Below are 23,547 nucleotides of genomic sequence, written 5' to 3' on the forward strand. Positions count from 1 at the left end.
ACAGTATTTTATTTATAAGATCACTGCGTTTTTTTACCTTATCTAAAGCATTTAATGAGAAAATTTTAAAAAAGCATAAACTCAAAAAATCCTGCATGTGCTTACCTTAGCATAAAAATATCTATTTTGTCAAGCATTGTGAACAAAGATTAAATTAATTTTTATTTATATATCCCTCTGCATTATAATCTCATCTTCGTCTTTGTCGATTTCATAAAAGCCGAAATTTTCATAGAGGCGTTTTGCTGCTATATCGCCTTCAACATAACAAAGCTGAATACATGGATATTTTTTTTCTGCTTCTATCATTGAAAGCCATTTTTTTAAAGCTGCTTTTCCTAAACCCCTTCCTTGACTTTTTTTGTCTATCATAAATTGGTCCATAATGCAGACTGTTTTTTCACCGTCAATCCAGTCCCTCTGCATTATAAGACCTATGGGTTCATCCGAATAATAGACGGCAAAAACTTTTGCATTTTCTTTTCTGTAAGCAAAGGCTCTTGCAAGGATGGTAACATTCGAGGCTGCAAAATTTTTTTGTTCTTTTTTTATGGAAAGAGAATTGATTATTCTCCAGTTATCGGGAGTAACCTCTTTAAATTCGAGGCTATCGGGAGTAGGGTGATTAGATTTCATAAAAACATAATATGAACTTTAAGTGTAAATTTCAATAGACCAATAATATTTATTGGAAAAATATTTATAAGTTTTGCCTTTTAGTAAAATTTCAAATTCTTTTTCGGGGTAAAAGTTTTTCATTATTTCATATTCGGTGCCGTCTTTAAGTTTTCGTATTTGATAGGTGTTGCCGTTTTTATCGGTTTTGGATATCGGGGTGCTTTCTCCTTCTACAAAAAGGTTATCCATAAAAAAAATTAAAGAAGGCTTTTTAGTTTTTTCTATGAGGTTTTCGATAAGGTTTACAAATGCAGGTTTTGTCAGATGACTTGCCAAAAAGCCTATAAATATGCCGTTGTATTTGTTATTAGGTTCATAGTTTCTATAATCTAAAATTGCAAATTCCGGCTTGCAGGCTTTAAAAATTTTTTGTTTTGCAAGTTCCAGTACTTCTTTATTAATGTCGGTTGCAAGTACGGTTTTTGCAGTCTTGGTTAATGTTTCCGTCCAAAATCCGGTTCCGCAGGCAAGCTCTAACACATTCCTGTTTTGAAAAAGTTTTTTAATATAATCTTGGTATTCAAGAATACTCTCTTGTCTTTCAGGCTTTTTATATATGTCTTCATATTCTTTTGCTCTTTTTTTGTAATATTCGATCATACCTTTTACTTTTCCTTTGATAGTTTTAAATTCCCCTCATAGTCCAAATCGCCGTCCAAACCGAAAGCTTTGAAAACTGAATTCTTATCTTTTTTGTTGGCGGGATTATTTAGGCCGCCGCCGGTTGCCGGATAAAGGGGGGCGTTTGATTTTGCTTTTATACATTCTTCCAATTTTTCTATGTTTAAAGAAAAGCCTATTGATTCTGCCCGGTAATTTTTATGATACCATTCTTCGTCTTTGTATAGAGCGTATTCTTTTAAAGACATTTCTTTATATATCAAGCCGTATTGGAGATAGGCAATATCCTTGTCTTGATGATTTATACTCTTGCTTGTCGATATTGGAGCGTCATTTAAGTCTTGGTAAGTAACTTTTTTGTTTCCGATAATTTTGTATTCGCCGTAATAGATATTGTTATCCATGATGGGCTGTGCGGGGAGGGAAGGGCATTGTTCCAATTCGTCAAGATTGATGTTTATGCCGGTGCTGATTTTATGGTAGACCTTTACAATTAAAGCGGTTCCCATGAGGTTGTTAAGACCGTAGTTTTTATTCTTTTTAAATTCCGGATTTTTTCTTAACTTAACAATATCGATTAAAATTTTTCCGAAACCGTATTGCCGTCTTCCTATTTTAAAAGCAAAGATATCTCCTTCTTTATATTTTTGGTGAGCTCTTTTTTCGTTTCTAAAATTTTCCAAATCGACTAAATCTTCTTTTGATGTTTCTTTTATCCATTTTTCAATCCAAGAATTGAGAGCCGAAACCTTGCTTTCTTTTAAGTTTTCCGAATAGTAGGTTTTTTGTGTGGTGTAGTTTCCGATAAGCACATGTCCGCTTCCGAATGAAAAATACACTCCGATTCCTTTAAATGATTGAGTTGCCGTAAAGTTTAATTTTTTCGGCTTTCCTTTTGCCGTCTTGGGAAGAACAATAGTTCTGTTTTCTCCCGTTTCAACATCAAGCTCGTTTTCTTTATAGTAAAAAGCTTCTCCCTCATAGTCCGATGCGGAAATTTCTTTTTTGATAGTATCTCCGTCAAAATAATATAGGCTGCCCTTTATATCCATTACTTCCCAGTGAGCCTCAATCGGATTTAGACCCAGATATTTTCGCTGTTCGTTGGCTAAGATAAATTTTTTAGACATGCTTAATTCCTTTTAATGATTGTACCTTTTTTTATAATATTAGGCAAGGGCGAGGTTAATCTAATTTTCAGTATTTTTGAATAAGATATATTGTTTTTATGCTTTTTTTATATAAATAAATTCCGACAATGCCGAAACTTAGACATATTGGAATTATTATATAAATAAAATTTATAATAAAAAATAATGAAGTTGATATTATAATAGTGATTATAGCAATTAGATGTGTGATAATAGATGCCGGACTATGCTTTATAATGCTTATCTCATCATTCCAATTTAGATTTAAATATTTGATGTTAAAAAAAATTCCTACAGTCGAAATAAAAAAGGAATAAAAAACAGGTACAAAGACTGTTAATAAAATTTGTAAAAAACCGCTCCGTATATTCGGTAAAATGGCAATCATTGCAAAAAGATATCCTATTAGATGAATACTCATATTGACTGCGATTTTACTATTTAAAATTTGGGATATGCCGATTGGAGCTGTTTGCAGTATCCATACATTTTTTCCTTCCAAAGATATTGATGAAGATGTGGTGCAGCTCATAAGAAAAAATGCCCCTATCACCGATGAACCGTAGTGTGTAAGAATATGTTCAAGACCTCTAATACCGAGTAATATTTCAATCTTGTTAAATCCCAATATCATGCACCCGACAGATAAAACACATAAAGATATAATACCTAATCCGCAATTTAACACACGAATAGGCGAAGTAATAAAACGGTTAAACTCTTTTAAATATAAACTAAAAAATGGTGTTCTTAAAATAGATTTTGTTTTTTTATTTTTAAAGCTTTGAGTGTTTAGTTTTTGATGAATTTTATTATAGTTTTTACCTATAAAAAATATATATACAATGGTTACAATAATTGTAAGACTTATAAATTGTAAAATCTTTAGGTAAATATTTTGATCTATATAAAATAATTTGGATAACGGAAATATTTTATATAATTGTGTTTGAAGTAAATTGTCTAATAAAATGGAATCTAAATTGCGATTAAATGATACGGTTATAAAATATCCTGTCATCAATAAATAAAAAAATAAAATTGATATTTGATTTTTTCTTTTAAAAAATACACTGCAATATTCTATAATAGTACTTAATATAGAAGCTGCACACATAGGTATCACCGGAATGGTGAAGCCTGACAGTAAAAATATTATTCCGGCAGAGACGCTGATAATTTTTTTAAAAATTAAAAGAATGACTGCCGGAAATATACAGCTGCAACTGATAATAAGATTTAAAGAATATAGTACTAGAAATTTACTTAGAATAATATCTTTTTGTGTGATCGGTAAAGCCGATAACATATTAAAGGGCACCTCTAAAAACCCCCTTTAAAAAAGATTAAAAAAATGATAAAATGAGGTATGAAACAAAAAGGATTATTTGATGAAGAAGATCGTTTAAGAGTATTAAGTAACTTAGGTGATAGTCTTGAAAAATTAAACAAAAAAATAAATTGGGAAATATTCAAACCACTATTAAAAAAAGCATTAACCAAAGAGCCAAAAGGTTTAGGCGGAAGACCTGCATACGATTATGTAATGATGTTTAAAATAATAATCTTACAAAAATTATACAACATAAGTGATGATCAAACGGAATATCAAATAAACGATCGGCTATCCTTTATGAGATTTTTAGGATTGGAATTAAAAGATAAAGTACCCGATTCAAAAACAATATGGCTTTTTAAAGAAAAACTCATTGAAGCGAGAGTATCAAAAAAGTTATTTGAAAAGTTTGGAAAAGAATTAGCTAGAAATAACTTAATAGGAAAAGAGGGAACGATAATAGATGCGACAATAGTAGAAGCTCCGATACAGCATAACAGCAAAGATGAAAATGAACAAATTAAAAACGGAAAAATCCCTGAACAATGGCAAGAAGCAAAAAATAAGGCAAAATTATCACAAAAAGACTGTGATGCTAGGTGGACAAAGAAGCACAAACGTAGCTATTACGGTTATAAAGATCATATAAAAGTAGATAAAAAAAGTAAGCTTATATTGAAAGCAACTGTAACAGCAGCTAATGTTCATGATAGTAAAGAATTAAAAAATTTAGTTGAAAAGGAAGATGAAAGATTATACGCAGATAGTGCCTATATAGGAGAAGAAATAGAGAGAGTTTTAAAAGCGAAAGGAATAGAAGGGCAAATTTGTGAAAGAGGAGCAAGAGGGAAACCTCTTAGTAAAAAACAAAAAATCGGTAACAGAAAAAAATCAAAAATACGGGCGAGAGTCGAACATGTATTTGGCTTTATGACAAACTCAATGAAAGGTATATATGTAAGAACGATAGGATTAGCTCGTGCAACATTTTCGATAATAATGATGAACTTAACATACAACTTATGCCGATATTGCTATCTAAAGAAATAAAATGAGGGAGCATATAGGTAATAAAATGAAAAGTAAGGGAACTTAAGATAAAGAATCCAAGTTTTACACTAGACAATTTATAAAAAAGCTACTAAAATAATAAATAGGTACACTAAAAATAGGTTTTTAGAGGTGCCCTAAAATCTTTATTATAAAAAAACATTGAGTTACTTTTTAGCACAGTCATCATAAAAATAAAAAAACTTGATATTGCTGCCGAATAGGATAGGGTAAAAGAATGCAGCCCTAATTTCATTACTGAATTTATCGAAATAATATTATATAGGCATAACAAAAAAAATATTACGATAAATCCTAATAAATGATAGTTGGTTTTTTCCGAATTTGTAAAAATTGAGTACCGAAATACGGAATTTTTAAAAAGTATTATTATATTTTTCATTTTTAATAATATCCATAAAATACTCTTCTAATGAATCGGTCTTGCTCAAAACAGTGTTTACGTTTCCTTGCACAATTAATCTGCCTTTATTTATTATTCCTATCTTGTTACATAGTTTTTCTGCAACTTCTAAAACATGTGTAGAGAAGAATATTGCATTTCCGCTTTCTACTAATATTTTCATTTCTTTTTTTAAAAGATAACAAGCTTTTGGATCCAAACCTACAAAGGGTTCATCCATTATTAATAATTTTGGTGAATGGATAAGGGCTGCAATAATTACAATCTTTTGTTTCATTCCGTGAGAATATGAAGATATCGTATTATCTAAAAATGAGCTCATTTCAAATATTTCACTGAATGATTTTGTTTTTTGTATCCGCTCATTTATAGATACTCTATACAAATCTGCTATAAAATTGATATATTGCCGCCCTGTAAGATATTCATATATATCCGGGTTATCGGGTATATATGCTATATTTTTTTTAAATTCTACAGGATTATTTTTTATGGAAATTCCATTAACATATATTTCTCCTGTAAAATCATGAATTCCTACAATGGATTTAATTGTTGATGTTTTCCCGGAGCCGTTTGTTCCTATAAAACCATAAATATCGCCTTGAGAAACTTTTAAGTTTATATTATTTACTGCAATGCGGTTTTTATGATAGATTTTTGTTAAATTCTTAATTTCCAACATAGTTATTCTTTTTACAACCTCAGTAAGTTCTCTAAACTGAGGTTGTAGTGTGTTTAATTTAATTATAAAATTGCCAAGAAAATAACTAGGAAGCTGATTATAATAGCAGATACCGGTATGATATAGTACTTCCATATATTTCCCTTTTGATTTTGAAATTTTATAAACCCGATAAGATTGATAAGAAGATATGCAAACGGTGCTCCGAATGTCAGATATACCTTTTCGATGGTGCCGTTTACATTTCCTGCTGAATCCCAGTGTACGGGAACCGTCTCCGGGAGTTTGCTTCCAAAGGCTATAAAAATAACCGTTGTAGCTAAACATAATAAGCTTCCGATAATCAAATGCTTTTTGTCGGATAAATTACTCATACAATCTCCTTTCTTTGTTTAAAAGTAATAGTGAATATATTAATGGAATAACATACAATAGGGAAAAGTAAATTATTAGATATTCCCATCTTGCAGATACTCCAAAACTCAACAAAAGAATTCCTGTGATTATCCATAAAAATCCGGCAAGGCGATGAGTTTTATACCATAACACGGGTTTATCCAATAACCAAAAAAATTTTAAACCGACAAATCTGCTTGGTTTTGTTTTAGGCAAATAGTTTCCGATTATTATGATAATCATTGAGGCTAAGATATGAATATATTTTTCAATGCCGGAACTGATTGAATCTTTAAATATATATTTGCTGCTTTGAGCGATTGCAAATAATAGAGGAGTGCTTAAAACAATTGGAATATATAGTTTTTTAGGCAGTTTATTATTATTCGATAATGTATTTACTGCAATTTCCATTACAATGCTGAAAATAATTATTAATATAGGCAGTATATATAAATCATAATTTTTTATATTTTCATTTCCAATATTTATTATATAATAAATACTTGGAGAAAAACTGAGTAATATAATAATCATGTATACTATTCTTTTAGTCATTTTTCTTATCTCCTTTAAACTGTGACAGCCACATAATTGCTTCTTCAAAAATCGATATATTGATGTCGTAGTAAATAAAATTTTTATATTTTCTTTCACTTATTAAATCGGCTTTTTTTAACAAGGATAGATGATATGAGATGGTGGAATTTGATAATTCATATTTATCGGCAATTTCACCTGCCGTAAGCGATTTTTCTTTTAAAGAAATCAAAATGTCTCTTCTTACAGGGTCTGCCAATGCTTTGAATGTACTTTCAAAACTCATCCTTGTTATACCTCTCAATCTATTTCGATTTTTATCTAAATAGATTATAATATGTGCAGGATGAAAAGTCAATAGCTATTTTGATTTTTTTCAAAATAGTTTTTACCCAAACACAATCTTAGGCAGGGTTAGCAAAACCGTCTTATCGTTAAAGGTGTAGGATATTTGTTCGGATGTGTTTTCCAATATAAGCGCTTCCGGTTTGAGTTTGGGGGCGAGGGCAAAGTAGGCGGCAACTTCGGATAAGCCTTTTTGAATGGGAAACTTTTCGGTCAGCTCTGCAAGAGAAAATTGAGGTCTTCCGTGTAAAAATTCGTTGCGGTAGTTTAAGATATTTTTTTTAAGAAGATTTTCATCAACATAAAACTGATTGAATATTCCGCTTTGCCTCAAAAGCTCTGCCGATTCTTGTTCGGTAAAACTTGTGATAGGTTCAAAACTTTGCTCTTGTTCGGGAAATTTTAAAGTGCGTGCCTGAGGAAAATATAAAAAGGGTCTTGTCTCAATCGAAAGAGGTTCCCGTAATTCAAAATCGCTGCCGGCCAATTCAAAGGCTCTTGTCTTTATAAAGGATATTAATTCTGTGAGAAGTTTGTGTTCTTGTCTTCCTTGAGAAAGAAGAACCCGATTTAACCGGTGCGTAAGGGAGCGGTTTGTATCTATTATTTTTCCGCCTGCTTCGTGAAGATATTGCTTTAAGTGAAAAAGAAAACCGTCTTCCCATTCTATGCCTTGATTTCTCACCTGTTCGATTATGTTTTCTGTCAAGCTGTTGATTTCATTTTTACCTGCATCGGCTGCGAGGAAGTCCCAAAAAGAATCAAAGCTTTGTCCCTGAGGTGTTTCTTTCATTTCCAAATATGCATCTAAGGCATAGCCGAGAACAGCTCCCTTTGTTTCACTTACAGATTGTTTTTTGTAAACATCCGAAAGAATTGATTTAAAGTTTTCTTCGACTTGGCGGAAGTCCGATAAAAGTTCTCTTGACGCTCTTGAAATTTCATGGAGGCGTTCAACCATTTGAACAGGCGTGTATATTTCGGCCTTACCGGTTTTTTTAATTCGGTTTATGCGGTCTTGTAATTCTTTTTTCTTTTTTTCCAAGTCGGCAATTTGAGAGGCCGGGTCATGGGTTGTGTTTTCAGAAAGCTCACGCAATTTATATAGGATGTCTTTAAAGCGGGATTCCGTTCCGATAAAAGTTCTTGAATCCATATTGTCAAGCCATGTAAAAAGACGCTCTACTCCTGCACTTAATTCTATAATCAATTCTTGATTTTCGTTATAATATTTTCTGATAAATCCTATTTTTTCGGAGCACCATTTATTGGCTAAAAAATGAGAGCGGCTTTCGATGGTTTGCATTGCAAGCCGAAATTCTCCGTTATCGGGTTCTTCCGAATCAAAATCATAATGAGTATTTGAGAATTCTTGATCCCTCAAAAAATCTGCGAGCAGGGTTTCAAAGCGGTCGGCTGAAATTGTTTGAATATGCTTTTCTCTAAAAATCTTATATAAGAAGGAAATAGTAAGAGCTGCATTTTTTGTTCTTAAAAGTCTTATGCCCGAATCTTCTGAAAGCATGGCCGATATATAAGCACTGTCCGAACTTTTCATTTTTCCTCCTCATTTATATTGTTAAATATTTCTTCCATACGGCTTTTGATAAAGGCATGAGATATTTTTTCTTGTTCAAGCCTTCCGGTTCTTTCTCGCAAAAACTTAAAAAGTATTAATTCTTCTTCATTAAGATTAAGGTCTTCAATTTTTGAGTGAGAATTTTCTCCCCTTACTGCAAAGATCGAAAAAGTTTCATAAGTTTTTTTATCCATGCAAAATGATTTTACATTTGGAAAAATGCCGCGTACATTTGAAAGTATTTCAAAGCCGTGTTCATCCATATCTCCGAAATAGTATAATTTTTTTTCGTTTAATGCTTTGTTTTCTTTTAAGTTTACGGCAGCGAAACCTGAACCGAAAATGCAAAGAGCTTTGCTAAAAGGCGGAAGTGTAAGATAGACCATTAAATTTTCAACAATAAAAATATATTCTACGGAATTAAAATTTATTTTTGCAAAGGCACCTAAAGGAATTTGAGCTTCATAGCTTGCAATTTCTTCGTTTAGAATTTTTAAATTTATGTCTTTATCGAGGCAGCGGAATCTTATGAAGGGTTCGGGTGTGCGAATTCTCCACCTTTTATATATATCTGCATTTGAGTTTATCTTATCCTTATTTTTATTTAGGACTGTATAAACCGAAAAAATCAATGAAGTGTTTTGTTCTATAAATTTTGTGTGTACCGATAGGGGAATTTCTCTTAGATACAAATTACAATTAGGATTATTTAAAAACCAGATTGCACAACGAAAAATGTTTTGCCAATAATCGGCTTCAACCTCGGTAATAAGATTACGCAGATGTTTATTTAGCCAATCGTTTTGAATATCCTCGGCATTTAAATTTGAAAATTGTTTTTTAACAATGGAAAGATGCTTTTTAAAATTTTCAGTTTCTTTTTCTTTTCCTATAAAACTTATAAAATCGATTTCAGTTTCAAAATATATTTTTTCTATTATTGTCTGCATTCCTTGTTTATGAGTTTTAAGGGTTTTTGTTTCTACGGTATAGCCTATTCCCTTAGCGTTCTTTGAGTCCTTGTAAAGCTTTTCCGCTTCAAGTTTTCTTTCATCGAAGGCATCTTTTACGGAACCCTTTGCAGACGGAATGAGGAGAGGAAAGAAATTTTTTTCATCTATAATCGAGTGTAAAAACGGTAAAAATTTATTTTCGGCTTTTTTCTTTATTTCATCAATACTTATCATCTTATTCCCTTAAAGTAACTGTCTTAACTTAAATCTCTCTTTTCTTGCTTGTACCTTTCGATTGTTATTTCAAGCAGACGGGAAGTATTGTCGTTTTTCTTTTCGGTGATGTGCATTGAAGAGATATAATCTTCGACAATGTTTATCTTATCCATAGGTGTTACCAAAATCATCTGTAAACCGATCTGCTTAAAAAGTTCCATTGCATAACAGGAATTATCAATATCGACCTTGCTGAATACCTCATCTATAATTACCAAACGGAGGGAACGAGGTGAACCGCTTGTTATTCCGAATTGAAAGGCTATGGCCGAAGCCAAAATCGTATAGGTGAGTTTGGATTTTTCGCCTCCCGATAAACTTGCGGAATCTTCATAGTATTGTTTTTGAGTATTATCGTTTTGGTAATATTCTATTGCCGCAAATATAAACCATTGGCGGACATCAAGAACTTTTTTCCGCCTTTGATCGTTCTCTTTTAAATATGAAATCAATATTTTTATTTTTTTAAAATTCTCGAATTCGGAATCAGCTTCTTTATTAAATACGGAGGCTGAGTCGGGTATGGCGGCCAGTAAGATACCTTGAAATTCTTTTATTTGAATATCATTTGTAAAACGGTGTTCAAGTTTTATATAGGTCGGAGGATTTTTACTGTAAGGGATTATCTTTAAACTTTTGTTAAGTTCTCCGATACCTTCAATAATTTGTTGTGTTCCTCCGTCTAAACGTGCTTTAAAGTCTGTAATATCTTGTTTTACGCTATCGTTAAATTTTCGTTTGAATTTTTTTAAGCAGGCTGGTAAATCGTCATGGTTTAACCTTTCATAAAAGGCCTTAAAGTCGGGCAGGGCTGCGGATTCAGCCTGCAAATCTCTTACATCCGCACTCCATGAAGGAAACTTTATTTTTATTTCATCCTTGGCATTTGTAAGGGCCGACATCTTTTCGCGCAGTTTTCTTTCCGTATTTTTTAAACTTTGCTCCGATTTTTCTGCATCCTTTTCGAGTTTGGCTGTAAATGTTTCTTTTGCACTATCAAGAAGCTCTAAGTTTTCAAAGCCCCTGTCTATCTTAAAATGTTTTTCAAAACTTAAAATCAGGCTTTCGGTTTCCTCATCGTTTTTATCGGAATAGTTTTCGTTAAATTGAACCTGCATCCTTGCTTGTTTTAAGTTTATATCGGCGAGCTGCTGCTCAAGTCTTCCCATTTCATTGGTGAGTTTGGATCTTTCCTCCTCTCTTGACTGCTTGTCATCTTTTAAAATTCTAAGTCTTTCTTCAAGCCGGTTGAGTTCCTTATCTCCTTTTAAGAGCTTAGCTTTTTCTTCAAGATTTTTATCAAGTGCCTCAGCATATTTTTGAACATCGATTGCATCCCAGTCTGTAAGCTTAGTTAAATTTTCCAAGATGATGAGCTTACTCTTTGTTTCGTCTTGTTTGCTTTTATATTTGTTTAAGTTTTGACTATTTTTTTCTATTTCGTTTTTAAGTTTATCCAGCCTAAAAGAAAGCTCTCTTCGTTTTTGGATATTGTCCCAGCCTAAGACAAAGGATTGAGTTCCGGAACGCTGAGGCCTGTCGTCTTTTTCATGCCTTATCTTTGCCTTAATTAAACCGCTTGAAGTTATTGCCTTTGCTGCATGGTTAAACTCTTCCATATTGTCAGTGCAGATATAATCAAAATTATCTCCGATATAGCTTTCAATCCAATCTGCAAGTTCATGCTTTTTGTTAATCTCAAGTTTAGAAATAAGGGAATTGCTCTCAGACGTAAAATTTTTAAGTTGGGGTCTTTTATCCGTCTTAAAATAAACAAGCCTTCCCTTCAAATTATTTTTTGCCGCATAGGAATTGACCTTTGCATAAAGATTTTCAGGAACCAAAAGACAGAGGGCAAAGTGATGGAGAAGTTTTTCTATTGCCGCCTCCCAACGGGATTCGGTTTTGAGTACTTGCAAAAGCTCGCCTGCAAAGGTAAGCTCTTTTGGAGAACAATTAATTCCCGCGGAAATTTCATCCCTTATCCTGATATTTTGGGAGGGAATATTTGTATTGCGCTTACTCAAAGATTCAAGCTCCGATTTAAGCTCTGCAACTTCATTATTCCTTTCCGTGTTTAAGGTACCGGCTTCGAGAATCAGGTCAAAAAGGTTTGTTTCTTTTTTTGTAAGTTCTTTTTTTAGTTCCGGTAAAAGCTTTAAGTTTTCATTAAACTTTTTTTCCGTTTGGGGAGTTTCCAAAGAAAGAACTTCGGCACAACGCTCATAGCCGCGTACATTGTCTCGGCGTAGTTTTAATTCCCTTTCGTTAATATCTATTTTATGTTCTACTGCAGCAAGGCGTATCGAAGCGGCATTTTGTTGAATTGCGGATTTTACCGAGTCGAGATCAAAATCCAGCTTTTTTATTTCTTCTTCTATTAAAGAAGTTTTATTTTCGATTATTAACTTTTCTTGATTAAAATCTATTGTTCTTTTTTCGATTAAGGTGAGAGCCGTTTTTAAGTACCAAAGTTGTAAGTTGTTTTTAATTTCTTTTAATTCCAAATCCTTCTTTTCGCAAAGTTCAAAGGTTTTGCCTGCTTCCAAAACTTCTTTTAAAAGCCGTATCTGTTCTTGTGCTTTTTCAATCTCGTTATAGATTTGTGAAAGCTCTTCATAGTGGTTTACCATCTCCTCAAATTTGGTTTCGGTATTTTGCCCCTCGAACATGTGTGTCCGTATAAACTCGTTTAAGTTACCGACTCCTTTTAAGCCGACCGTTTGCGAAAAAAGATAGAGAGCCCTGTCGGAGCGTAAGCCTGCAAGCTGCGAGAAAGCTTCGGAATAAGAAGAAAAATTATCTCCGTAAAAAGTGGTATTGAATTTTTCTGCCATGATTTTTTTCCATTTGCCGTAGGGTGTCAGGTCTCCGGTTTCTTTTTGAATATCTTCGATAGAAAGCCTTTTTCTTGTTATGGAGTATACCCTTTGCAAGGTTCCTGCTTGCGAAAAAAATCTCATCTGCATGAGGGTTACAGGTCCCTGATCGTCTCCCAGAACAAAGCAGCCTAAAAGAATGGAAAAACACTTATCCTTTGAGCGCAAGTTTTTTGCAGTACTTGAAATAAATTCCTCGTCCCTCTTGCTTCCGTAAGTACCGAGCACGTAGCTTGCCTCATCTCTTTCTTTTTTGCTTTCGGCTCCGGCAGATTGATTATAAAACCTGCGCCGCGGCGGAACAATGAGAGATAAAAAAGCATCGACTAAGGTTGTTTTTCCTGAGCCGTTTAAGCCTGTAAGAAGGGAAGATTTTTTTCTGCATCGCATTGTGTAGATATTCGAATCGAAGATGCCCCAGTTATACACTTGAAAAAAATCCAAATAAAAGCCGTTTTTATTCTCTTCACTCATCAATTCAAATTGCATCATTTTTCTTCCCTATTATAATTTTCAAGCCGCTTTTTAAATTCGGATAAGAATTCGGTTGTGATTTTTGCCCTAAGAATTCTGCGTACTTCAAATTTTCTATCGATTAAATCGTCGCCGATTCTTCCGTTTTGGTCTTGATGCAGTTCTTTTAAAAAGCCTAAGTCTACTGCCTGATTCAAATATTTGGTAAGTTCGTTATAGAGTTTTGTTTGATCGGTTTTTTCTTTAAAGTAAACCGAGAGCATACTGCGGATTTCGCTTTCAGGTAAAACCAAAATAGAAGAATCGCTTTGAGAAATATCGAATTGTTCTAGGGCTTCCCGCAATAAAACGCAGAGGATGGACATTTCAAAGCTAAGAGGATAGCGGCGTATCAGCCTAACCGATTCGGTTTCTCCTTCTTCATCTTCTTTTTGTTCTAAAAAGGCATAGCCTTCGGCAGGTTCAATAAAAACGCTTATTCCTATTTGATCGAAAAAAGAAGAAATTTCCCCTTGGTATTGAATCAAGAGTCTCCAAGAATCGGGGTCTCCTTCTTTTTCATACAAGGGGCCTTGTAGAAGCTTTATACAGGGTGCCGCCCAAACCGCCGTCATTCCTACCTCCATAAAAACTTTCTGCAGGAAATATTAATTTCCAAAAAAAGTCTTTATATTATAGAAGATTTTTAAGAGATAGTTAAGTAGGCTGTTGGGCAGCAATTAACTTAAGTTTTATAAAGCCAGCTTTTCAAGATATGAAAATATTTTTGAAACAGCTTCTTTGTTTTCTTCGGTCATGTTCATAGCACGCTCGATTTCAGTTGCAATGAGCTCAGATTTTTGATTTATTTCGTTCATATTATTGCTTATACTCTTAGAAATATCTACAAGTCTTGTCATTTCTTTTCCTGCTTCAGTGTTTCCTATAAGCATTTCTTCCGAACCGTTTTTGACTTCAGAGGTTATCTGCATAATGTTTTTTATTGCTTGAAGTATCTGTGTGCTGCCCACATCTTGTTCATTCATGGCATTCATTATTTCACTGTTTCTATTATTGACAAGATTTAGGATACGCATGACTTCAGTAAACTGTGTTTCACCCATTAAAGAGGCTTTGGTTACTTCTTCGATTTGATTTTTTAATTCCATTAAAACGGTAGTTATGGCTTTGCCCTGAGTGCCCGACTCTTCGGCAAGTTTTCTTATTTCATCTGCAACGACGGCAAACCCTTTTCCTGCTTCTCCCGCATGGGCAGCTTCAATGGCGGCATTCATAGCCAACAGGTTCGTTTGACTTGCTATATTTTGGATAACGGAGGTCGTTTCTAAAAGGCCCTCCGATTTTTCACTCAAGGACTTCACAAATTCGTTTGTTTCGGAAATAGATCTTCTTCCCTTTTCGGCTGCAATATTTAATTCTTTCATAGAATCTAAATTACTTTTTAAAACCGATGTAATGGATTTTATGTTTGCCGTCATTTCTTCTATTGCTGAAACCGATTCTGTTACTGCTGAAGATTGATTTGTAATATTTTGGTCAAGGCACTCAATATTTTTTGCTATTTGTTCAAGTGTAGATTGAGTTTGCAAAACTCCCAATGATTGATTTTGGATGCTGTTATTGATTGAAGCAATATTTCCGGTTATTTGATCTACAACATTGCCGGTTGTAGTCATATTTGATAATAGTTTATTTGCTATGTTGTGAGAAGTCTCTCCCGAATTTTTTACATCATTAAAAAATTCTTTATTAAATGCTAAAAGAGTGTTAAAATCTTTTATCAAAAGAGCCGCTTCATCACGTGAATCGGCTGTGAGGAACTCTTGATTATAATTACCTAAGGATAGATTATTGATTGCCGATTGAAGACTTGCTATTTTCTTTTTGGTAGACTGAGTTATAAGGACTATATTTATTATTGAAAGAGTAATTCCATAGCTAAAAAGCGGAAGTACCTTTGTCAAAAGCTGCATATAAATATCGTCTGTTTTTGTTCTAACCAACGGAGCTATCGTAAAAAAAGCGATTGAGAGAATACTTAGGATACTTACAATGGCTGTTCTTCGCGTCATAGAAAGATCCAAGTGCTTTTCTTCTAAGGGCAAAAAAGTTGCCCATCTTTCCAATGATCTTACCATAAAACTGCTGAAGAATGTGCTCATCAAGAACATATTTCCCATGGTTATACTCATGTACGAAATGAATGTTCTTGTTTCGGTGATTAGGCCCGACTCCAATGAAGTAAAAAATGGACCGAAGAGGGCAATCATCAATGGAATAATAAATGCAATCATTACATACAAGGAGATACTTTTTTGTGCTTTTACGGGGTTTTCTTTCCAATTTACTATTGAGGGCATAATAAATTTCCATTTTAGTATCGGATTAAAAGTTGAAGTTATCATGATAACTGCAAAAGCTTTTGTACTCAGAATATTCATGATGTTTCCTGAGCTGCCAACAATACGGTTGGTTAAAATAGTGGATAAAATCCACGCAAGGTTAGTTAATAAATCAAATATCAATATCTTTTTAGGCGGATTGTAAATATCCATATTTGTTTTTTTCATTGCATACTCCTTCGATACTTTTACATCGTTTACTGGTACTGTAAGGATGGTTTAAGGTACAGTTTCATTTTTTAAGCAATTACCACTTATAGTAACTAATAAGTTTTAGGATATAAATAAATTTACTGTAAATAGGTTACTCGGCAAGAGGCATTTCTTCATTTTTTTGCCATTTAGTAATGCCTGTCCTTAATAATCTGAATTCGCGCAAAAGAAGGATGGAAACAGGTATGCCGCTTAAAACTTCTATGAAAAATGTACCATAGTATACGCCTGCAACGCCTATAAAGATAGGAAAAATCAACATCACCGGTATGTAAAAGACGATTTGCTGTAAAATTCCCAATATCGAGCTTATTTTTCCTTTGTTGACGGCAGGAAAAAAGGCTAGAGCAAAAAAGACTAAGGGCATAATGGGTAGGAGTGCCATGTAAATCCTAAAATAGGAAATATTTTGAATGCTTAGATGAGGATTTTTCATCATCAAAGAAACTGCTGTTTGCGGGAAGATAATCATTAAAATCCATAATGGAGCTATCAAAACAAGGGCTGCAAATACAAATCGCTTAAAGGCTGAAATAAGACGTTCCGTCTTATCTGCTCCGAAGTTTATTCCGATTATGGGACTGAGGGCAAACATGAAACCTCCTATCGGCTGTAGTACAAAGGAAAAAATACGTGTAACTATTCCGTAAAAGGCAATGTCTTCTTGCGAACCGTACCGGTTGAGTACATTTAAAACCAAAAGCATTTGGATAGTTCCCATAAACTGCATTATAAAACCTGCCAATCCCATCGAAATAATCTTAGATATAATTTCACCGTCCATTCTGATTGTAAATACATAAGCCGGAGAATCCGTGTTCTTTTTTGCAAAATAATAGGCGCCGATACAGGCCTGTACTGCCATACCTATATTTGTTCCGATAGCTGCTCCTTTTACTCCGAAGCTGAATATAACCATAAGAATGTAGTTAGCGCATCCGTTTACAATAAGGCTTATTCCCATAATTGCCGCTGCCGTTTTCATTTTCCCTTCGGAGCGGATAAGGTTATTAAGAGCAATGGCATATATCCAAATCGGAGTACCCCATAAAAGGGTGAGGTAGTATTCGCCTCCGTGTATTAGAGCCTTGCCCCTGCCTCCCATTAAAAAAAGAGTTTGTTCCGAAAAAATAAAGCCTAAGCTCATTACGATTACACTTATTATAAGTGTCAAAAAATTGACATTTCCGAGAATATTTTTTTGTACTTTTTTGTCTTCGGCACCGATTGCAATGCTTGAAAGAGTTCCTGCCCCCGAACCTACGAGAATACCTAAACCTATTATTGTTATAACGGGGGGCAAGGCTACCGAAATACCTGCAAAAGCTCCTTCCTCGGCAAAGTGCCCGACAAAGATTCCGTCCAGCACATTGTTTGCTCCCAATAAAATCATTGCAATAACGGCAGGCCATGAAAGATCAAAGATAACTTTCCACAAGTTTCCGTTTAATATAAATTCTTTTTGCTTTTCGTTTTCCATAATGTAAAAATCCTTAAATAGTTTATGATGATTATTTTAAATTTTTCGGAATTCTTGTTTATGTTTTAGAACTCCTATTAATAAAAAAGGCAATGCTAAAAGTATTATAAGAAATGAAATAACATTGTCCATTTGTTCTAAACCATAACTTTGTGCGGCTGTAGGTAATATGTTGTGAGCAATATAATTGCAAACGCCAAGCACAAGGACAGTAGCTGATACGCCATACCATGTGTTCAGCTTTATTCTTGCCCAAATGAACATAATAACTCCGGCTGTTGTTATACATAAAAGGAATTGCGGTAACGCAATATTTAAAAACCATTGTCCGGGACTTGTACACTGTTCCGTTATATAAAGGAATATCGGAATTGTGCATACAGCCGTCAAAAACAAAACCACTATCTTTTTCTTTTTACAGATAAATAAGGGTAAAAACAATATCCATGATAAGGCGACTGCACTGTCAACAATAACAATGGTAGAAAGATTTTCTCCAATAATACTTAGGACGAGGGTAGGAACAAAAATACCCAGAAAATGTGCCGTTGAAATTAGTATAAAAAGGTTTCTTTTGATTTTACTATTCATAGTAACTCCCATAAAAACTTTTTGCAGCAAATATTAATTTGCAAAAAAAGTTTTTTCAAGTGTGTGCCGGAAAGCACACACATATAATAATGCGATGTTTTGTACCTAATGGGTACAAAACTCGGCAGATAAACAGCGAGGCAGAATTTCTGCTGAACTGTTTATCATATCTCCTTACTTTAACATATAATGCGGAATTTATCGGTCTTTGTCAAGAGTTTTTATTGATATCAGAATGATTTTTAAAATATTTTTTAATTTTTCAATGTAATTTTCTTTATTTTGGAATGTTTATAATAGTAAATGGAATGTTTTTAGGGCATATCTAAAAACCTTGTCGGCTTTTTAGATATGCCCGTCGAGTTTTTAATAAGTCTTTATCTAATAATGACTTATTAAAAACATCGCAAATAAACTTAATGTGAATCTCTAAAAATTGATATTTTTAGAGATTTCCTTTACTTTGAGGAAAGATATGCGCAGTTTGGAAGAACATTGGAATGATTTGGAAAGGTTAGGCTTTACCCGTGCGGAGGATAGGGGAACTATAAGATATGAGGTGCCGCCTAAGTTGGGGAAGGGGGCGGTTACAATCTTAGGAGATTTTGATCGAGCCTTGGTATCGATTGCAGATTTGGAATTTTTTGAATCCATAACCTTATTAGAGAATGTAAACGAAAAAACCGTTTCTATCGGTCAGTTTTATGAAGGTGAGCTGGACATATATGAAAAAGACAGCTCCGAACTGTTGCCCTGCGAACACGGTCTTAATGCCTTTGTGAATAACGCTTATTTTTCGGGCTTTAAGCGTTTTAGTGCAGGTGTCCGTTTGGTAAATGTCGGCTTTGTTTTTAGGCAGTTATTTTTTGATGAGATGGAAGATAAAATCGGCTGCAAGCTGCCTGAAGATTTTTGGGAAACTTCCGCAAAGATTTTAAACCCCGGAGTGCTTTATGTTCCTCAAATTACCGAGATTTGTAATCAGGTAAAAGATTGCCGATTAGAAGGTTTTGCTCTTAACATGTTTATTCGGGCAAAATGTCTTGAAGTCTTTTCAATTTTATTTGATTATGTTTATGCGAATAAAAAAAAATCAGCCGTTTATCTTTCCGATTCAGATATTAAAGCCTTAGACGGGATTCGTAAACTTTTGGAAACCGAAATGCTTTCGCCTCCTTCGATAAAAGAATTATCAAAACGCTTCGGTATAAATCAGCAAAAACTGATGTTGGGCTTTAAGGAGCGTTACAATATGACGGTGTATTCTTATGTAAAAAGACTTAAAATGGAAAAAGCCTTGCAGCTTTTACGGGATGAAAATCTTTTGATTGGAGATATCGCCCGTCTTTCCGGCTATAAGGGAGAGGGGCATTTTCAACAAGTGTTTCGGGAAGTTTACGGTCTTACACCTCATAAGATGCGGAGAGAATTATTTAAATAAAATAATTTAATCTTATTTTGTTCTATATCTTAATTCATTCTTGACAGTAATTACTCAAAGTACTATAATCTTATATGTTAGCTCTGTATTACAAGGAGGATAATAATTGTTTCGGTTTATATTCAAACAAAAAAAATATTTTGTGCTTTTTTTTGCCTTAGGCGGAGTTAATTTGTTATGTACAATGAAGCTTCAAATATGGAATGGCCGGATTCTTGATACGGCCTTAGGAAAAACTTCCTACTCTATGTCTACCCTAATGCTATTGTCATTAGGGGCAATGATTTTTGCAGCTTTGTTTACCTATTTTTATGATCTTGTAAAATCAAAACTTGTAATTGTTGCTGAGGCTGATTTACGAAAAACTTATTTTGATGCCCTTCTTAAAAAAAATATGGGAGAGTATATCAACATACCTGAAGGAAAAATAAGTGCAGATTATACCGATAAGATAGATGCCGTAAGCGGAGAGTATTTTTATGTATGGACTGCTTTAACCGATCATGTTTTGATTTTTTCTGTAACTATAATAACGCTTTTAACAATAAATATACAGACTGCTTTTGTTACTGTTGTTTTATTAATGATTCCTCTTATGGTTCCGACGGTTTTAAAAAATATTTTGGCCAAAGTTTCAAAGGAAAGGATGGCAGCGGTCGAAAAACATTTTTCGGCTGTAAGGACATGGTTAAAAGGAATTGATATTATAAAAGTTTTTTCTTGCGAACAGTATATAATTTTCAGATATGATAAAGTAAACGAGTTTTTAAGAAAAAAACAAATGGATGCCGTAAAGGTGAGCTGCTTTGAAACGGCTTTGAGTTTTTTTGTATCTGCTATAGTTAATTTGCTTATGACAGCTTATTGTGCATACTATGTTTACAAGGATGTTTTTTCTATAGGAGAACTTTATACGATAATGGGATTGGTTGCAATGATGTCAAGACCCATGTATTGGACTGCCAATTTATTAAAAACTTTCTTTTCTTCCCGTCCTGTGCGTGATGCAATGGTTGAATTTATAGATGCTAAAACTGAAATAGGGGAAGATGAAGTATTAGAAGATTTTACTGTTGATGCTAAGGGACTATCGTTTTCGTATAATGAAAAAAAGATTTTAAACAATACGGATTTTACATTTAAACAAAACGAAAAAATATTGATTTTAGGTGAATCGGGGTCAGGAAAATCTACTATAATGCGTCTACTTTTAGGAATACACGTTCCCGATTCCGGTTCAATTACGATAGGCGGAACCGCTCCCAAAAAAATAAAAAATATTTCCGATGTTATTTCCATTCAGCAGCAAGAAGCTTATATCTTTAAAATGAATCTTTTGGATAATTTATTTTTGGATAAGGAAATAACTGAAGAAAAAGTTAAGGATGTTCTTAACTCCGTAGGTTTAAATAAGTACACCGAAGATAAGTATTTGAAAGAAACCGTCATAGGTGAAACCTACGGTTTTTCGGGCGGAGAAAAAAAGCGTATAAGCATTGCAAGAGCCGTTTTGCATAAACGCCCGATTATGATATTCGATGAGCCTCTTGCAAATATCGATAACGAAAATATTGAGCGGGTAAAAAATTTAATTTTTTCTATAAAGGATTCTACAGTAATAATTATTTCGCACATTGCGGATACCGAAACAAAAAAACTGTTTGATCGAATTTATAAATTCGATACAAATGAAAGGAGCTTATATGAAGAAGCTGTCTAATCTTGAAAAATTATTTATATTTTTTGCTCTTCTATTTTTAGTCTTTTCGGCTGCAGCCGTTACGGTTTTTTCATGGCTAGGCGGAAAGATAGCCGATGCCGCCGTAAGTAAGGATATTCAAAAAGTTATTGTTTTTATTTCCGTATATTTTACTGCAATACTGGTAAGAGCCGGAGGACACGGTCTTTATTCTTATTTTTTCGGAAGATTTAAAACAAGCCGCTTAAAGTTTCTCAGGCAAGGTCTTTTTCATTCTTGGGTAAGAGCCGAGTACGAAGAATTTTATAATATTGATGAAGGAAAAAAACTTTCATACTACCAACAACAGCTTCCTTCCCTCAACGGACTATATTATCAGTCCTTCTACGGAATGGGTCAGATTCTTATGGAAACTATTTTTGCTTCCGGCTTTCTTTTATATATTAATTTAAAATTAGCCCTTGTAAGTTTATTTTTTGTTTTAATAACCTCTCTTATTCCGCAACTATTTAAAAAGATTTTGGATAAAAAACAATCCGAGTCCATAAGTATTTTAAACGGACACATGGGGGAATTTTCGGATTGGTTAAAAGGTTTTGAAGTAATAAAAAATTACGGCAGTGAAGGACGTTTTCAAAATCTCTTAAATAAGTCGGTAGAAAGGTTAGCAAAAAAACAATTTTCCGTTTCAGCCGTAAGTATCCTATCCCGAAATCTTTCTTCTCTTGCCTCTCAATTAAGTATAATTACCGTTGTTTTTTACGGTGTTTATCTTATTTATAAAAACGAATTAAGCATTGCCGAATTTATGATGGCTAACGGTTTGATTGTACAGCTGAAATCTCAAGTTTATTATATTTCGATGTATGTTAATCACTTTATTATGAGCAAGGTTATCTTCGACGGTTATAAGAGTTTGGTGGTTAAAGAATCGGAAGAAAAAAAGATTGAAGCCGAGGTTTCGTCAAGCAATATATCTTTTGATGATGTAAGCTATGCTTACAGCGAATTACCCGTTCTTCAAAATGTAAATAAAAAATTTACCGGCAACGGAATACATATCATATACGGAGAAAGCGGAAGCGGAAAGTCCACTGCAATGAAAATTCTTTTAGGTCTTTTAAAACCCAAAAACGGAAATGTTTTAATCGATGAAAAAAATATTTATTCCATCAAGAATAGGTCTACTCTTATTTCGTTTTTAGCTCAAGAAGCCGTTTTCTTTGACGATAGTTTAAAAAACAATTTAACCTTAGGTGAAGATATTGCAGAAGAAAAAATCTTTACCTTAATGGAAAAATTAGGTTTAGAAAAATTTGCAAATGCCGAATCTTTGAACATGGACTTTACGCACATCGAAAATAAATTTTCAGGCGGAGAATTAAAGCGTCTAAGTTTTGTGCGTACCCTATTGCGCGATACGCCTGTAGTAATTTTTGATGAGCCCTTTGCAAATATCGATGCTCAAAACATAGGAAGGGTAGAAGATCTTATTTTAGGCTTAAGGAATAAAAAAGTTTTTATTGTAACTCATCAGCTTAATGACAGGATCAAAGAAAGGGCCGTCTCTCTTTGGAAGATAGGCAGATAATTGTATGACACCTTCTAAACGGTATAACCTTCTTAGAAGGTGTCAAATCATAAACTATCAATTAAGAAAGGATTACTCTATAATCGTTACCCTGTCATCAATATTTTCTTTTTCTTTCGGGTCGGGCTCGCTGCCGATACCGCCGAAGGGCATTTGAGCAATCAGCACATATTCCTGCGGAATGGAAAAAAGCGATTTTACCTTTTCATCAATAACGGGATTGTAGTGCTGCAGTGAAGCTCCAATGCCTTCTTCCCGTAAGGCTGTCCAAACGGCGAGCTGAAGCATTCCGTTTGCCTGATTTGCCCATACGGGAAAATTGGCTGCGTAGGAAGCGAATTTTTCTTGCAGAGCCTTTACGGTTTTTTCGTCATAAAAGAACAGAACCGTACCTGCCCCCGCCTTAAAAGAATCGATTTTTTCACGCGGAACTTTGCCGCCGAATGCCTCGTATATCGAATCCCACAATAAATCGTGCTTTTCGCCGAATACCGTAACTATCCGTGCACTTTTCATATTAAAGGCATCAGGCACCAATTCTACCGCTTTTTTTATTAAAGCTCCGGCTTCTGCGGCAGACACCGGCAGGTTTTTATTAATGTTGTAATAAGACCTGCGTTTTTCCAAAGATTGTATAATTCCCATATCCTTCTCCTATAAAAACTTTTTGCAAGGATTATCAAATCCTGAAAAAAGTTTTTTCAAGCAGTTTGTTTACAAACCGCATACAATAATATGATGTT

Annotated in this window: 20 protein-coding genes; 4 read left to right on the forward strand and 16 right to left on the reverse strand. The window is 33.9% G+C overall.

The features are described from left to right. Positions 1-165: 165 nt before the first annotated feature. The 4 genes from E4O07_RS01240 to E4O07_RS01255 all read right to left on the reverse strand — a co-directional run bounded on the left by E4O07_RS01240 (position 166) and on the right by E4O07_RS01255 (position 3,759). On the reverse strand, positions 166-636 hold the full coding sequence (locus E4O07_RS01240; RefSeq protein WP_253686851.1) for a GNAT family N-acetyltransferase: 471 nt from the start codon (positions 634-636) through the stop codon (positions 166-168). Positions 637-654: 18 nt separating this feature from the next. Continuing rightward, positions 655-1,278 (reverse strand): class I SAM-dependent methyltransferase, encoded by a 624-nt coding sequence (locus tag E4O07_RS01245; RefSeq protein ID WP_253686852.1) that lies wholly within the window; start codon positions 1,276-1,278, stop codon positions 655-657. A gap of 5 nt (positions 1,279-1,283) precedes the next feature. After that, entirely contained in the window at positions 1,284-2,429 is a 1,146-nt protein-coding gene (locus tag E4O07_RS01250) for an immunity 26/phosphotriesterase HocA family protein (protein ID WP_253686853.1), read from the reverse strand. A gap of 67 nt (positions 2,430-2,496) precedes the next feature. Beyond that, the gene (locus E4O07_RS01255) at positions 2,497-3,759 is read right to left on the reverse strand and encodes a hypothetical protein (RefSeq protein WP_253686854.1); all 1,263 of its coding nucleotides are present in this window, start codon (positions 3,757-3,759) and stop codon (positions 2,497-2,499) included. A 60-nt stretch (positions 3,760-3,819) separates the two neighbouring features. Between E4O07_RS01255 and E4O07_RS01260 the strand changes: the two genes are divergently transcribed. Beyond that, positions 3,820-4,836: an IS5 family transposase gene (locus E4O07_RS01260; protein ID WP_253686855.1), complete on the forward strand. Its 1,017-nt coding sequence runs from the start codon at positions 3,820-3,822 to the stop codon at positions 4,834-4,836. Positions 4,837-5,213: 377 nt separating this feature from the next. Here the strand turns inward: E4O07_RS01260 and E4O07_RS01265 are convergent, their stop codons facing one another. The 11 genes from E4O07_RS01265 to E4O07_RS01315 form a co-directional block, all read right to left on the reverse strand. Further along, positions 5,214-5,945, reverse strand: a complete 732-nt coding sequence (locus E4O07_RS01265) for an ABC transporter ATP-binding protein (RefSeq protein ID WP_253686856.1) — start codon at positions 5,943-5,945, stop codon at positions 5,214-5,216. Positions 5,946-6,007: 62 nt separating this feature from the next. Then, on the reverse strand, positions 6,008-6,319 hold the full coding sequence (locus E4O07_RS01270; RefSeq protein ID WP_253686857.1) for a DUF1648 domain-containing protein: 312 nt from the start codon (positions 6,317-6,319) through the stop codon (positions 6,008-6,010). Beyond that, positions 6,312-6,899: an SdpI family protein gene (locus tag E4O07_RS01275; protein ID WP_253686858.1), complete on the reverse strand. Its 588-nt coding sequence runs from the start codon at positions 6,897-6,899 to the stop codon at positions 6,312-6,314. Before E4O07_RS01275 ends, E4O07_RS01270 begins: the two co-directional genes overlap by 8 nt. After that, positions 6,892-7,167 carry an autorepressor SdpR family transcription factor gene (locus tag E4O07_RS01280; RefSeq protein WP_253686859.1) on the reverse strand — a complete coding sequence of 92 codons (276 nt, stop codon included), beginning with the start codon at positions 7,165-7,167 and terminating at the stop codon, positions 6,892-6,894. The genes E4O07_RS01275 and E4O07_RS01280 overlap by 8 nt, the downstream gene beginning before the upstream one ends. A 102-nt stretch (positions 7,168-7,269) precedes the next feature. After that, positions 7,270-8,784, reverse strand: coding sequence for a DUF3375 family protein (locus E4O07_RS01285; RefSeq protein ID WP_253686860.1), 1,515 nt, complete (start codon positions 8,782-8,784; stop codon positions 7,270-7,272). Next, the gene (locus E4O07_RS01290) at positions 8,781-9,992 is read right to left on the reverse strand and encodes a Wadjet anti-phage system protein JetD domain-containing protein (protein ID WP_253686861.1); all 1,212 of its coding nucleotides are present in this window, start codon (positions 9,990-9,992) and stop codon (positions 8,781-8,783) included. The genes E4O07_RS01285 and E4O07_RS01290 overlap by 4 nt, the downstream gene beginning before the upstream one ends. Before the next feature lie 23 nt (positions 9,993-10,015). Beyond that, the gene (locus E4O07_RS01295; protein ID WP_253686862.1) at positions 10,016-13,405 is read right to left on the reverse strand and encodes an ATP-binding protein; all 3,390 of its coding nucleotides are present in this window, start codon (positions 13,403-13,405) and stop codon (positions 10,016-10,018) included. Continuing rightward, the gene (locus tag E4O07_RS01300) at positions 13,402-14,001 is read right to left on the reverse strand and encodes a DUF4194 domain-containing protein (RefSeq protein WP_253686863.1); all 600 of its coding nucleotides are present in this window, start codon (positions 13,999-14,001) and stop codon (positions 13,402-13,404) included. Before E4O07_RS01300 ends, E4O07_RS01295 begins: the two co-directional genes overlap by 4 nt. Positions 14,002-14,118: 117 nt before the next feature. Next, positions 14,119-15,957: a methyl-accepting chemotaxis protein gene (locus tag E4O07_RS01305; RefSeq protein ID WP_253686864.1), complete on the reverse strand. Its 1,839-nt coding sequence runs from the start codon at positions 15,955-15,957 to the stop codon at positions 14,119-14,121. 136 nt (positions 15,958-16,093) lie between these two features. Next, positions 16,094-17,482, reverse strand: coding sequence for an MATE family efflux transporter (locus tag E4O07_RS01310; RefSeq protein ID WP_253686865.1), 1,389 nt, complete (start codon positions 17,480-17,482; stop codon positions 16,094-16,096). Positions 17,483-17,518: 36 nt separating this feature from the next. Then, the gene (locus E4O07_RS01315) at positions 17,519-18,073 is read right to left on the reverse strand and encodes a hypothetical protein (protein WP_253686866.1); all 555 of its coding nucleotides are present in this window, start codon (positions 18,071-18,073) and stop codon (positions 17,519-17,521) included. Between the two features lie 475 nt (positions 18,074-18,548). On the opposite strand from E4O07_RS01315, the gene E4O07_RS01320 reads away from it, so the two are divergent. The 3 genes from E4O07_RS01320 to E4O07_RS01330 all read left to right on the forward strand — a co-directional run bounded on the left by E4O07_RS01320 (position 18,549) and on the right by E4O07_RS01330 (position 22,804). After that, positions 18,549-19,514, forward strand: coding sequence for a helix-turn-helix transcriptional regulator (locus E4O07_RS01320; RefSeq protein WP_253686867.1), 966 nt, complete (start codon positions 18,549-18,551; stop codon positions 19,512-19,514). A gap of 106 nt (positions 19,515-19,620) precedes the next feature. Beyond that, entirely contained in the window at positions 19,621-21,234 is a 1,614-nt protein-coding gene (locus tag E4O07_RS01325; RefSeq protein WP_253686868.1) for an ATP-binding cassette domain-containing protein, read from the forward strand. Beyond that, positions 21,218-22,804, forward strand: coding sequence for an ATP-binding cassette domain-containing protein (locus tag E4O07_RS01330; RefSeq protein WP_253686869.1), 1,587 nt, complete (start codon positions 21,218-21,220; stop codon positions 22,802-22,804). Before E4O07_RS01325 ends, E4O07_RS01330 begins: the two co-directional genes overlap by 17 nt. Positions 22,805-22,876: 72 nt before the next feature. Here the strand turns inward: E4O07_RS01330 and E4O07_RS01335 are convergent, their stop codons facing one another. Then, entirely contained in the window at positions 22,877-23,449 is a 573-nt protein-coding gene (locus E4O07_RS01335; protein ID WP_253686870.1) for a nitroreductase family protein, read from the reverse strand. Positions 23,450-23,547: the final 98 nt, after the last annotated feature.

The sequence above is a fragment of the Treponema sp. OMZ 798 genome (assembly GCF_024181385.1).
GTDB lineage: Bacteria > Spirochaetota > Spirochaetia > Treponematales > Treponemataceae > Treponema_B.

Coding starts and splice junctions, on each gene's coding strand:
- E4O07_RS01240 (WP_253686851.1), bottom strand. CDS start 636: ATGAAATCTAATCACCCTACTCCCGATAGCCTCGAATTTAAAGAGGTT.
- E4O07_RS01245 (WP_253686852.1), bottom strand. CDS start 1,278: ATGATCGAATATTACAAAAAAAGAGCAAAAGAATATGAAGACATATAT.
- E4O07_RS01250 (WP_253686853.1), bottom strand. CDS start 2,429: ATGTCTAAAAAATTTATCTTAGCCAACGAACAGCGAAAATATCTGGGT.
- E4O07_RS01255 (WP_253686854.1), bottom strand. CDS start 3,759: ATGTTATCGGCTTTACCGATCACACAAAAAGATATTATTCTAAGTAAA.
- E4O07_RS01260 (WP_253686855.1), top strand. CDS start 3,820: ATGAAACAAAAAGGATTATTTGATGAAGAAGATCGTTTAAGAGTATTA.
- E4O07_RS01265 (WP_253686856.1), bottom strand. CDS start 5,945: ATGTTGGAAATTAAGAATTTAACAAAAATCTATCATAAAAACCGCATT.
- E4O07_RS01270 (WP_253686857.1), bottom strand. CDS start 6,319: ATGAGTAATTTATCCGACAAAAAGCATTTGATTATCGGAAGCTTATTA.
- E4O07_RS01275 (WP_253686858.1), bottom strand. CDS start 6,899: ATGACTAAAAGAATAGTATACATGATTATTATATTACTCAGTTTTTCT.
- E4O07_RS01280 (WP_253686859.1), bottom strand. CDS start 7,167: ATGAGTTTTGAAAGTACATTCAAAGCATTGGCAGACCCTGTAAGAAGA.
- E4O07_RS01285 (WP_253686860.1), bottom strand. CDS start 8,784: ATGAAAAGTTCGGACAGTGCTTATATATCGGCCATGCTTTCAGAAGAT.
- E4O07_RS01290 (WP_253686861.1), bottom strand. CDS start 9,992: ATGATAAGTATTGATGAAATAAAGAAAAAAGCCGAAAATAAATTTTTA.
- E4O07_RS01295 (WP_253686862.1), bottom strand. CDS start 13,405: ATGATGCAATTTGAATTGATGAGTGAAGAGAATAAAAACGGCTTTTAT.
- E4O07_RS01300 (WP_253686863.1), bottom strand. CDS start 14,001: ATGACGGCGGTTTGGGCGGCACCCTGTATAAAGCTTCTACAAGGCCCC.
- E4O07_RS01305 (WP_253686864.1), bottom strand. CDS start 15,957: ATGAAAAAAACAAATATGGATATTTACAATCCGCCTAAAAAGATATTG.
- E4O07_RS01310 (WP_253686865.1), bottom strand. CDS start 17,482: ATGGAAAACGAAAAGCAAAAAGAATTTATATTAAACGGAAACTTGTGG.
- E4O07_RS01315 (WP_253686866.1), bottom strand. CDS start 18,073: ATGAATAGTAAAATCAAAAGAAACCTTTTTATACTAATTTCAACGGCA.
- E4O07_RS01320 (WP_253686867.1), top strand. CDS start 18,549: ATGCGCAGTTTGGAAGAACATTGGAATGATTTGGAAAGGTTAGGCTTT.
- E4O07_RS01330 (WP_253686869.1), top strand. CDS start 21,218: ATGAAGAAGCTGTCTAATCTTGAAAAATTATTTATATTTTTTGCTCTT.
- E4O07_RS01335 (WP_253686870.1), bottom strand. CDS start 23,449: ATGGGAATTATACAATCTTTGGAAAAACGCAGGTCTTATTACAACATT.